The following is an 11,769-nucleotide window of genomic DNA, read 5'->3' on the forward strand; positions in this document are numbered from 1 at the left end:
TGATGATGAGCGCCAACCCTAACATTATAAAAAGAATAGATAAATATCAGCCTTATAAGAGAGATATCAGATGAATGCTAAGTTAAAGAGTTGCAATAAAACAGAATGGATCAATAACGCTATTCGTAAAATTGATGCCGACTATCAACGTTCTGCCGATACCCATCTGATCAAGCTCGATATTCCAAGCTTAGACGGTATTGATATTTATCTTAAAGACGAAAGTACCCACCCAACAGGCAGTTTAAAGCATCGTCTTGCCCGCTCCCTCTTTTTATACGCACTATGTAATGGTTGGATCACGGAAGGTACACCAATTATTGAATCATCATCAGGCAGTACAGCTGTATCCGAAGCGTATTTTGCTCGTCTACTTGGATTACCGTTTATTGCGGTCGTTCCTCGTAAAACGGCTCGTAAAAAAATTGAGCAAATAGAGTTTTATGGTGGCAAGGCTCATTTTGTTGATTGCCCATCAGAAATTTATGCAGAATCTCGCCGCTTAGCCCAAGAGCTTAATGGTCACTATATGGATCAATTTACTTACGCTGAGCGAGCAACAGACTGGCGTGGTAATAACAACATCGCTAACAGTATTTTTGAACAAATGAAGTTTGAGCAACATCCAATTCCAACCTGGATTGTGATGAGTCCAGGTACGGGTGGAACATCGGCAACCATTGGTCGTTATATTCGCTATCAAATGCAACCGACTCGTTTGTGTGTGGTAGATCCTGAAAATTCCGTTTTTGCTCCTTACTATCAAAGTCGTGATTGCAGTTTAACCTCGGCCGTTGGTAGCCGAATTGAGGGGATTGGTCGACCTCGTGTTGAACCGAGTTTTATCCCAGATGTGGTTGATGAGATGCGCACGATTCCTGATGCGGCAAGTGTGGCTACCGTCCATTGGTTAGAAAAACTATTAGGACGAAAAGCTGGAGCCTCAACCGGAACCAACTTATACGGTGTATTACAGCTCGCTTGCGAAATGAAGCAGCGTGGCGAAACCGGGTCTATCGTGACCCTACTATGTGACAGCGGTGAACGTTATCTCGATACTTACTACGATGAACAATGGGTTCGCGACAATATCGGCGATCTTTCACCTTATCTTGCGCAACTAGAGCAATTAGAACAAAGCGGAGACTGGTCTCACTAAAGAATCCCCCTATTAGAACAGGCTATCGTACTTTGCCTATTTGGTTTCGATGGCTTGTTCTAATACCAACAGTTTGTGTCTGTTAGCTAATACTCGGTCTCATTACCTGTATGTAGTCGACTGATTAATCTAATCAGAGTAATTAGCTTTTGCCGCACTTGCCTGCGGCATTTTTTTATCTGTACCTCCTGCTAACATCGTTTTCTCTGATGAAAAGTCGTATGTCTTAATCGGGTAATTCTTTTCTCTTCTCACCAGCTGAAGTACCATAAGCACTTAATATATTGTGCTGGAACCGACTGTTTCTCGGTAACCACTGTTGATAATGCTGTACTTGTTAAATTGGCAACCAACAGTAAAAAGCTCGGATTGAAAGGATCTTATTATTATGCGTAAAGCCGTTGTTGTTTTTAGTGGTGGTCAAGACTCCACAACCTGTCTGATTCAAGCTCTTGCTCACTATGATGAAGTACACTGTATTACTTTTGATTATGGTCAGCGCCATAAGTTAGAAATTGAAGTGGCACAAGCAATCACCCAAGAGTTAGGTGTTGCTGCGCATAAAGTGATGGATGTGGGTTTATTAAATGAATTGGCTATTAGCTCACTAACTCGTGACAACATTGCAGTTTCTCATGAGCTACAAGAAAATGGTCTGCCAAATTCATTTGTACCAGGTCGTAATATTCTGTTTTTAACTTTGGCTGGTATCTACGCGTATCAAATCGGTGCTGAGGCTGTGATTACGGGTGTGTGTGAGACCGATTTTTCTGGCTACCCAGACTGTCGCGATGAGTTTGTAAAATCACTCAATCAATCACTTGTTTTAGGTATGGACCGCCCACTGCGTATTGAAACACCGCTAATGTGGCTAAATAAAGCAGAAACTTGGGCTCTAGCCGATCAATACGGCAAGCTTGATTATGTTCGAGAAAAAACACTGACTTGCTACAACGGCATTATTGGCGATGGTTGTGGCGATTGCCCATCTTGTGATTTACGCCGCGCAGGTCTTGAAGATTATCTTCAGCATCAGGAAAGCGTGATGGCATCACTGCAAGACAAACAGGCTCACGGCCAAGCAGAGCGCTAATTTTAAATCGCTAGCCACTATCTAAAAGATAGGACTTAATGTAGGTCATCTAGCGATATAAAAAAACCGGCTTCTTGATAATAAGAGCCGGTTTATTATTTGTGCAGACTTAAACAGCAGTCTTAGTCACGATATAGTGCAAAATCGTCAGCGAATTCAACTAGCTGATCACGAGTTAGCATAAATACACCGTGACCGCCGTTTTCGAACTCGATCCAAGTAAATGGAATATGCGGATATTGCTCTTCCATGTGGACCATTGAGTTACCCACTTCACAAATTAATACACCATCTTCTTTTAGATAGTTAGGTGCATTAGATAGGATACGACGAACCAATTTCAGACCATCGCTGCCCGCAGCTAAACCTAGCTCTGGCTCGTGACGGAATTCGTCTGGTAAGTTATCCATATCTTCTTGATCCACATACGGTGGATTAGTTACGATTAGGTCATAAAGATCTTTAGGAACATCACGCAACAAATCTGAACGAAGCGGGGTCACTTGTTGTTCTAAACCGTGATCTTGAATATTTTGTTCAGCCACAGCCAGTGCGTCAGTTGAGATATCAACAATATCCACTTCCGCTTCTGGGAACATATGAGCACACGCAATACCAATACAACCACTGCCTGTACATAGGTCCATGATTCGTGTTGGTTCTTGCTTTAAAAATGGTTCAAAGCGGTTTTCGATCAGTTCACCGATTGGAGAACGAGGCACAAGTACGCGCTCGTCAACAAAGAACTCCATACCACAAAAGTATGCTTTATTTGTAATATAAGATACTGGTGTACGCTCATTAATACGACGAATAACGCGCTCAACCACACGATGGCGCTCACTAGAAGTTAAACGCGAAAAACGCACTTCTGATGGCACATCTAGTGGAAGATACAAAGTTGGCAATACAAGCTGAACGGCTTCATCCCAAGCGTTGTCTGTACCATGACCGTAAAATAGATTTGCTGCGTTAAAACGGCTTACCGTCCAACGTAACATATCTTGTAGTGTGTGAAGTTCGTTGACGGCTTCGTCGACAAAAATCTTATCCAAAATGGCCTCCGAAAAACGCTACAATACTGATATACAGCTGTTGGAATTTCACTATGAGTAATAAAGACCCGAACATGGAAGATGATTTCTCTCTCTTCCAAGCCGAGGTAAAAGGCATAAAAAAGTTTACCCATGATACCATAATTGCGCCGCGCAAACAGACCACAAAAGCAGATAAAAGCAAAGTGATGGGTAAAGAAACCCAAAATCATGAGTTTTATTTCTCTGATGAATTTGAGCCGCACTTAAATGAAAATGGTCCGATGCATTATGCGCGTTCTGATGTTTCAAAATATGAAGTGAAAAAGTTGCGCCGGGGCGTCTATGTGCCAGATATGTATTTAGATATGCATGGAATGACACAACAAGAAGCCAAACGCGAATTAGCCGCGATGATTGCAGCCTGCATTAAAGAAAGTGTGTCATGTGCCTGTGTGATGCATGGTATTGGTCGACACATTCTCAAGCAAAAAGCGCCATTATGGCTAGCTCAACACCCAGATGTAATGGCATTTCACCAAGCGCCTCTTGAATTTGGCGGAGATGGTGCGCTGTTGGTTTTAATTGAAATACCAGAAAAATAACCAAACAAAACGCCCAGCAGGTATATATCCTACTGGGCGTTTCGTATTTCAATGCCACATTAAAAAATAGTATCAATCAATAGGGTAATAACCGTTAAATAATCGGAGATGCTAGAGAACCAACACGAACCACTCGACCTTGATTCAATAGGGTCACCTCTCCTGATTTACACACTTCTAGGCGACGTTTAACTTTCGCTTCATCAAAGTAATATTCACAATCACCATTACGAGCGCTATCGATTCGAGAAAAGATCGTGACAGGTTGGGCACCAACTTCGTTAGAATAGTTAGCAAAGGTCAACTTACTGCCTGTAGGCGAAACATGCATGCCTTCTTTTATGCCATCAGACCAACGGATTTGACCATTAGCAAGAATTCGAGCCGGCTCCATTTGTGCTGCACACCCTGCAAGAGCAAATAGCACCACCCCAGCCCCTATCATCTTAATCTTCATTACACCATTTTCTCTATGTTATGAATTATTGCGGCACATCTTGCCACAAGAACTCTGCTCGCCCAGTCTCTGGATTGTATTCTAGAGCGGCAATCGCTGAGGTTCGAAACATAGGAGGTTGAATAGACGGATCCAATTCTGCGGTTAAGTACCCCACTAGAGGTAAATGCGAAACCAACAGCACAGATTCTGGTCGCTCTACATCAATGGCTGCTTTTAAATAGGCCGCCACCTCTTCTGCTTCACCATATGGAGTAATATCGGCAACGGTCGAAATTTGTTTAGGCTCAGATAGAACATCAGCCAGAGTTTGCCAAGTTTGTTGTGCTCGTAGATACGGGCTAACCCATACCCAATCAATTGGCTGCTGGTTTAAACGCTCATGCAGTTGAGTCGCGATTTGAGCTGATTGACTGCGACCACGCTGTGTTAGAGGTCGCTCGGCATCACTAGGAGCAAAATTTTCAGCTTCACCATGACGCATAATATAAATACGCATATTTGTTTTTCCGTTTTAGAGCCTAATGCTTTGCTAAACAGCAAGAGAGGTAATGCTAGCAACTCTGAGTCGGAGTGAATACCACTATTATTTGAAAACATGTGAAATCGTGACCCGCCTTTCACTCTGAGATTGCCATTTAGCCCAAACTATCACTAACAATGTATCGCTCAATAATGACTATTCTGGGAAGTTATTATTCACCCATTTTTTTATACCATGTTGAAAATCATAGCCAGTATCTTGCAAAGTTTTAGCCACAATTCACTGTAATTACTATCATGAGATTTCAGATAAACCTTAAAGTGCCAAAATGCAGATATTGTCAGATTATTTTTCGAAATTGTTGTTCATGCTCTAAATTCCTATCATCCGTTTGCCAGTTGGCGCTTGCAAGGTCATAATTAATTTTAATTCCCTCAAAAATAGGCGTTTCTTGTGCATATTAGTCCTAACGATCATAAACAATATCGCTACCTCACGTTAGACAATGAGTTAAAAGTCTTACTTGTGCATGACGCTGAGGCTCCACGTTCTGCTGCTGCGCTTTCGGTACAGATTGGTCATTTTGATGATCCGATGGATCGTCAAGGTATGGCACACTTTCTCGAACACATGCTGTTTTTAGGTACCGAAAAGTACCCAAAGGTGGGTGAATTTCAAACCTTTATCAATCAGCATGGTGGAAGCAACAATGCCTGGACGGGAACAGAAAACACCACATTCTTTTTTGAAGTCAGCCCTCATGGTTTTGAGCAGGGATTAGATCGCTTTGGTCAGTTCTTTACTGCGCCGTTATTTAATGCTGATGCAGTAGATAAGGAACGTAATGCAGTTGATTCGGAATATAAGTTAAAAATTAAAGACGATATTCGCCGTATTTATCAAGTGCACAAGGAAACCATTAATCCTGAGCACCCATTTTCTAAATTCTCGGTGGGCGATCTCACAACCTTAGAAGACAGACCAAATCACTTGGTACGTGATGATCTTCTCGCCTTTTACCACCAGCATTATTCTGCCAATATTATGGGGTTAGTCTTATTAGGTCCTCAGTCTTTAGACCAACTAGAAGCTTATACTCAGGACTTTTTCAGCCAAATACCTAACTCAGGCAAAGAGAAAGCCCCAATTACCGCTCCTTGGGTAACAGAGGCACAGAACCAGCACTATATTCAAATAGAGCCAATCAAAGAGGTTCGTCGTCTCTCTCTCTCTTTTGCTATGCCTTCATGGGATCATTATTACGCCATAAAACCGCTCTCTTACCTTGCTCATTTACTCGGTAATGAAGGCGAAGGCAGCTTAATGTCATACTTAAAAGAAAAAGAGTGGATCAATTCTCTGGCCGCAGGTGGCGGTGTAAATGGAACCAATTTCCGTGAATTTACAGTCTCGGTAAATTTGACGCCTCAAGGTATTGAGCATCAAGATGAAATCGTCCAAACCATCTTCCAATATATCGAGCTAATTAAACAACGCGGACTGAATAACTGGCGTTATGAAGAGAAAAAATCAGTTCTAGAATTTGCGTTTCGCTATCAAGAAAAAAGTCGTCCCCTTGATACCGTCAGCTATTTGGTGATGAATCTACTCCATTATGCACCAGAAGATATTATCTACGGTGATTATATGATGGCAGGTTTTGATGAAGATCTTATTCGCCAAGTTTTAGATTACTTATCGCCTGATAATATGCGTTTGATTTTAGTGGCTCAAGATCAGCATTATGATCAACAGGCTCAATGGTATGACACACCATATTCTGTAACGCCATTCACTCAGCAACAACAAGAACTTTGGCAGACTAAAGAGCTTAATAAGCAGCTGATGCTACCAGAACCTAACCCGTATCTGTGTGAGCGTTTTGATCCGCTACCACTACAAGAAGGTTCAGAACTGCCCCCTCAACTGATTCAAGAGCTACCTGGCTTTCGTTTGTGGTTTAAACAAGAGCACGATTTTCGAGTACCTAAAGGGGTTGTCTATGTGGCTATCGACAGTCCACATGCGGTGAGCTCGCCTCGAAATATTGTGAAAACGCGCTTGTGTGTTGAAATGCTGCTAGAAGCAATCAATGAGTCGGCATATCCCGCTGAAATTGCAGGTATGTCTTACAATCTCTATGCTCATCAAGGCGGAGTCACACTGCAACTATCTGGCTTTAGTGAAAAGCAACCGCTCCTGCTCAACCTGATTTTAGAGCGATTTAAAAACCGTCAGTTTAAACCAGAACGTTTTGATAATATCAAAGCACTCTTACTTAGAAACTGGCGCAATGCAGCCGAAGATAAGCCCATTTCTCAGCTTTTTAACCAGCTTACGGGATTATTGCAACCGAACAACCCACCTTATCCAGTATTAATTGAGGCATTAGAGTCAATTACCATCGATGAGTTACCGGGTTTTGTTGATGATATGTTTGCAGAGCTGCATATAGATACTTTCGTCTACGGTAACTGGCACAAAGATCAGGCTTTGGCATTAGCTGAAACACTCAAGGATGCATTTAGGGTAACCGATCAACTGTACGGTGAAGCTCAAAGACCTTTAGTGCACTTAGATGATTGTGGCACTCTTACTTATGAGCTTGAGTGTGATCATGCCGATTCTGCGATTTTGATGTACTACCAGTCACGCGAGACGTCGCCACATAAAATTGCGCTGTATACTTTAGCCAATCACTTAATGTCGACGACGTTTTTCCATGAGCTGCGAACCAAACAACAACTTGGTTATATGGTAGGTACTGCAAATTTACCGCTTAATCGCCATCCAGGGTTAATTTTGTATGTCCAGTCTCCTGTTGCAGACCCAGTTCATTTAGCAGAAGCGATTGATGACTTTACCAATGCCTTTGCTCTAGTTTTGTTAGAGCTTAATGAAGCGCAATGGCAAGCCAGTAAACAAGGGTTAATTGCACAAATATCAGAGCCAGATACCAACCTAAGATCACGAGCTCAACGTTTTTGGGTTGCGATTGGCAATAAAGATGAAGACTTTAACCAAAGACAGCGCGTCGTTAAGGCCATTTCAGAGCTATCTCGGGCCGATATGATTCGCTTTATTGTTGATAGAATTAAGCCAAGAACCGCTCATCGCTTAGTGATGTTTAGCCAAGGTAATCAACATCATGAAGCTGACAAGCTAGACTTAGGTGAACCAATTACCTCAATTTCTCAGCTACAAGAAAAAGCGCAATAGTCAAATCAAAAGGTCCCAGTTGGTATTAAGCTACCAGCTGGGACCTTTTATCTTCTTTACTATTTATGATTCATGGTTAATAAAAAGATTGCTTATTTTCCGCACGCATAACAATCCCCTCACAAGGCGCAAAACGCTCACCATACTTGTGGCTATAGTCGATAAACATATCTAATACACGGTCTAAACCAAGGCTATCCATATAATGGAATGGTCCACCCAAGAATGGAGGGAAACCAATACCAAAAATCGCCCCTATATCACCATCTCGCGCCGACTGAATAACACCTTCATCCAAACAACGAACCGCTTCATTTAACATCATTAATGTACAGCGCAGCGCCAAATCCTGTCCGGCCAAATGCTGTTCAGGTTCGAGGTTAAGCAATTGATAAACCTGCTTATCCGCCTCTTTTTTCTTGCCGTTATACAGATAAAACCCTTTACCACTTTTGCGCCCTTTACGGCCATCATTGAGTAAGGTATCAAACAGATCTGGAGCTTGAAAACGCTCCCCTAACTCAGCCAATAAAATAGGACTGATCTTAGCTCCTATATCGACACCGACTTCATCTAAAAGCGTGATTGGACCAACAGGGAATCCAAAATCCAGCAGAGAACGATCTATATGCTCAATCGGCTCGCCTTCTAGTAACAAGCGCGCCGCCTCGTTCATATAAGGAGCAAGAATTCGGTTAACATAAAACCCAGCTGTATCGGCAACAACAATCGGCGTTTTCCCCTGTTTTTTCGCTAAGGTTATTGCCGTTTCTATAGTTTGCTGCGATGTCGCTCCACCAAGTTCGGTTCCTTGATGAGGAATGATCTCCACCAATGGCATTTTCTCTACCGGGCTGAAATAGTGCAGTCCAACCACTTGTTCAGGTCGTTGCGCAGCAGAAGCTATCTGATGAATAGGTAACGAAGAGGTATTGGTGGCAAAAATCGTATCTGGTTTCGAGTGAGTCTCAATATCTCTTACCATCTGATGTTTTAAGGCTAGATCTTCAAATACAGCTTCAACCACCATATCTAGCTGATTATACCCAATAAAATCAGTACCACCTGTAAACATAGACATCTGATTTTGCAACTGAGCTTTCGAAATAATCTTACGATCGCGCTTTTTACTGAACAGCTTATAGTTGTAGTTAAGAGCATTAAGGACACCATCGTTATGGACATCTTTAATGCGTACAGGCAAATCCGCCTTGGTTGCAGTGACATGACTAATCCCAGCCCCCATCAAGCCTCCACCTAACACACCGATATGCGTCAAGGGATGTGCTTGCTCTAAGCTCCCTTGCTCTTTTTTCATTGCGGTCGTTGCAAAGAAAATATGGCGCAGAGCTTTTGATTGCGAACTCATCACAAGCTCACCAAAACGCTGTGCTTCAAGAGCATATCCTTGGCTCAGACCTTTATCTAATCCATGTTTAATCACTTCAAGAATTGCGGTGGTTGCCGGATAATTTCCTCGCGTTTTTTGTTCAGTTTTTTTCTTTGCCTGATCGAAAACTACTGAGCGCCCCAGCGGATTCCCCCCCATAGCCCAATTTTGCCAAGAAGATTGGCGTTTAGGTTTGTGCTCTAATGCGATCTCTTTGGCAACGGTAAGCAATATTTCAGAATCAACAACCGCATCTACCACGCCCATTTTTTTGGCTTTTTTCGCGCGCAGTTGCTTACCGGTTAAAATCATATCCAGAGCATTAGCCACCCCAATTAAACGAGGCAATCTTTGGGTGCCACCAGATCCAGGTAATAGACCCAATTGTACCTCTGGTAAACCAATACGTGTTTTATCGTCTAGTGTGGCAACTCGACTATGGCAAGCAAGGGCCAACTCAAGCCCCCCACCTAAACATGGACCATGAATTGCGGCAACCACATGAAATGGCAAATTTTCTAACCGAGTAAATAACTCTTGTCCAGTTGTTGCTAATTGCTGCGCTTGTTCAGCAGTCTCACACGCCGCTAACATTTTAATATCGGCACCGGCGACAAAGTTATCGGGTTTTCCCGAATAGATAACCATACCTTTAATGTCAGAACTTGCTTCTAGTTGCTCTAAAACCTGTGATATTTCAGTAGCAAAGCAATCTTGCAACGTGTTCATTTTTTCATTAGGAACATCAATCTTTAACCATGCTAATTTGTCATCATCAATGGTCAATGTGAAAGCAGAATTATTCATTAGTCAGCCTCCAAAATCATAGCAGCACCTAAACCACCAGCAGCACACGCCGTATTTAACGCCAGTCCACCTCCGCGGCGTTGCAGTTCGCGTAATGTTTGGGTGATCATGCGCGCTCCTGTTGCAGCAAATGGATGTCCATACGCTATCGAGCCACCTAAGACGTTAAATTTGTCCATATCAATCTCACCAATGGCGTGATCTCGACCCAGTTTGTCACGAGCAAATTGCGCAGAACCAAACATTTTTACATTAGCCAATGTTTGAGCTGCAAAAGCTTCATGCATATCAATAAGAGTAAGATCCGATAGGGAAATCCCAGCGCGATCAAGGGCTAACGGCGTCGCATAAGACGGTCCCATCAACATATCTTTTTCAACACCAATCGCAGCAAAAGCATACGAGCGAATATAACCTAACGGTGTTAAACCTAACGCTTTTGCTCGCCCTTCAGACATCAGTAACACAGCAGCCGCACCATCGGTTAACGGTGTCGCATTGGCCGCAGTAACCGAACCATATTTACGGTCAAACGCAGGTCTTAATTTGGCATATGATTCAAGGGATGAGTCTTCTCGGATATTGTTATCTTTATCAATCCACGCCCGATACGGCTCAGGAAATGCGGTCATCACTTCATCTCGAATTAATCCATCATGCCATGCTTGAGCTGCTAAGGTATGGGAGCGATGAGCTAAAGCATCTTGCTCTTGACGTGTTATCTGGTGGGTTTTTGCCATTTGTTCGGCGGTTTGCCCCATACTCAAACCCGTCGAGTACTCAGCAACTGCGGGAGGCACTGGCATCAAATCTTTAAGACTGAGCTGACTAAATAACTTAGCTCTCTGCCCCATCGTTTTTGCTTTACTCAATGCCAGCAGTGTTGCGGCCATTTTTTTAGAAACACTGATAGGTAGAACAGAAGATGAATCCGCACCGCCTGCAATACCAATTTCGATGGAACCCGAGAGAATACTTTCGGTGACGTTAGCGACGGCTTGAAAGCTGGTTGCACAGGCGCGAGTCACACTGTAAGCATCAGTGTGAACATTCATCCCTGTCCCTAGCACTATTTCACGGGCAATGTTTGGCGCTTCTGGCATTTGAACAACCTGACCAAAAACCAACTGATCAATAAGCTTAGGATCAAAGTCCAGCCGCTGTAGCATTTCATTGACAACCAACTTACCTAAGTCCACTGCGGGTACTTGAGCAAAAGCGGTCGATTGACGGGCAAAGGGGGTTCGTAATCCGGATACCACAGCTATGCGTTCACCTTGAGCTGTTTTCAGATTCTGGAGACGTGTCATCGCAACTCCTTATGCGGGAAAATCCCTTTCAATAACCAAAACGATCTTCATAAAAGAAGAGGTCGGATGACACAATTGTAATAAACTTGTTATTTAATTCAAACAAATGTTTAAAAATAGTACGATAACTATCGGTTCATCACAAAAATCAGGCAAGTTATATATACTTTAACCAAAATTCACTTTATATTTTGTCCGAATGTTAAAATAA

9 protein-coding genes are annotated in these 11,769 nt (G+C 42.7%); 4 read left to right on the forward strand and 5 right to left on the reverse strand.

The genetic code is table 11. The annotated features are described in order from the left end of the window. The first annotated feature begins 70 nt into the window (after positions 1-70). On the forward strand, positions 71-1,159 hold the full coding sequence (locus CTN07_RS01670) for a PLP-dependent cysteine synthase family protein (protein ID WP_005300322.1): 1,089 nt from the start codon (positions 71-73) through the stop codon (positions 1,157-1,159). Positions 1,160-1,547: 388 nt separating this feature from the next. After that, positions 1,548-2,252, forward strand: coding sequence for a 7-cyano-7-deazaguanine synthase QueC (queC, locus tag CTN07_RS01675; protein WP_005300325.1), 705 nt, complete (start codon positions 1,548-1,550; stop codon positions 2,250-2,252). A gap of 122 nt (positions 2,253-2,374) precedes the next feature. Here the strand turns inward: queC and prmB are convergent, their stop codons facing one another. Continuing rightward, complete coding sequence (gene prmB, locus CTN07_RS01680) at positions 2,375-3,307, reverse strand: 50S ribosomal protein L3 N(5)-glutamine methyltransferase (protein WP_005300328.1); 933 nt, start codon at positions 3,305-3,307, stop codon at positions 2,375-2,377. Between the two features lie 53 nt (positions 3,308-3,360). Between prmB and smrB the strand changes: the two genes are divergently transcribed. After that, the gene (gene smrB / locus CTN07_RS01685) at positions 3,361-3,891 is read left to right on the forward strand and encodes an endonuclease SmrB (protein ID WP_005300331.1); all 531 of its coding nucleotides are present in this window, start codon (positions 3,361-3,363) and stop codon (positions 3,889-3,891) included. Positions 3,892-3,985: 94 nt separating this feature from the next. On the opposite strand, the gene CTN07_RS01690 is transcribed toward smrB, so the two are convergent. Further along, positions 3,986-4,348 carry a hypothetical protein gene (locus CTN07_RS01690; RefSeq protein ID WP_232282461.1) on the reverse strand — a complete coding sequence of 121 codons (363 nt, stop codon included), beginning with the start codon at positions 4,346-4,348 and terminating at the stop codon, positions 3,986-3,988. A gap of 25 nt (positions 4,349-4,373) precedes the next feature. Beyond that, the gene (gene sixA, locus CTN07_RS01695; protein ID WP_036764214.1) at positions 4,374-4,847 is read right to left on the reverse strand and encodes a phosphohistidine phosphatase SixA; all 474 of its coding nucleotides are present in this window, start codon (positions 4,845-4,847) and stop codon (positions 4,374-4,376) included. A 438-nt stretch (positions 4,848-5,285) separates the two neighbouring features. Here sixA and CTN07_RS01700 point away from each other — a divergent pair, with 438 nt between their 5' ends. Then, positions 5,286-8,051, forward strand: a complete 2,766-nt coding sequence (locus CTN07_RS01700) for an insulinase family protein (RefSeq protein ID WP_005300337.1) — start codon at positions 5,286-5,288, stop codon at positions 8,049-8,051. 76 nt (positions 8,052-8,127) lie between these two features. Here CTN07_RS01700 and fadJ read toward each other — a convergent pair whose 3' ends face one another. Both fadJ and fadI read right to left on the reverse strand, forming a co-directional pair. Then, complete coding sequence (gene fadJ, locus CTN07_RS01705) at positions 8,128-10,248, reverse strand: fatty acid oxidation complex subunit alpha FadJ (protein ID WP_005300339.1); 2,121 nt, start codon at positions 10,246-10,248, stop codon at positions 8,128-8,130. Then, on the reverse strand, positions 10,248-11,558 hold the full coding sequence (fadI, locus tag CTN07_RS01710; RefSeq protein WP_005300342.1) for an acetyl-CoA C-acyltransferase FadI: 1,311 nt from the start codon (positions 11,556-11,558) through the stop codon (positions 10,248-10,250). Before fadI ends, fadJ begins: the two co-directional genes overlap by 1 nt. Positions 11,559-11,769: the final 211 nt, after the last annotated feature.

It is taken from the genome of Photobacterium damselae (assembly GCF_003026815.1).
GTDB lineage: Bacteria > Pseudomonadota > Gammaproteobacteria > Enterobacterales > Vibrionaceae > Photobacterium > Photobacterium damselae.

What these genes read in the sequence shown, in the direction of transcription:
- queC (WP_005300325.1), top strand. Translation starts at nt 1,548, where the DNA reads ATGCGTAAAGCCGTTGTTGTTTTTAGTGGTGGTCAAGACTCCACAACC.
- fadI (WP_005300342.1), bottom strand. Translation starts at nt 11,558, where the DNA reads ATGACACGTCTCCAGAATCTGAAAACAGCTCAAGGTGAACGCATAGCT.
- CTN07_RS01690 (WP_232282461.1), bottom strand. Translation starts at nt 4,348, where the DNA reads ATGAAGATTAAGATGATAGGGGCTGGGGTGGTGCTATTTGCTCTTGCA.
- sixA (WP_036764214.1), bottom strand. Translation starts at nt 4,847, where the DNA reads ATGCGTATTTATATTATGCGTCATGGTGAAGCTGAAAATTTTGCTCCT.
- CTN07_RS01670 (WP_005300322.1), top strand. Translation starts at nt 71, where the DNA reads ATGAATGCTAAGTTAAAGAGTTGCAATAAAACAGAATGGATCAATAAC.
- fadJ (WP_005300339.1), bottom strand. Translation starts at nt 10,248, where the DNA reads ATGAATAATTCTGCTTTCACATTGACCATTGATGATGACAAATTAGCA.
- smrB (WP_005300331.1), top strand. Translation starts at nt 3,361, where the DNA reads ATGAGTAATAAAGACCCGAACATGGAAGATGATTTCTCTCTCTTCCAA.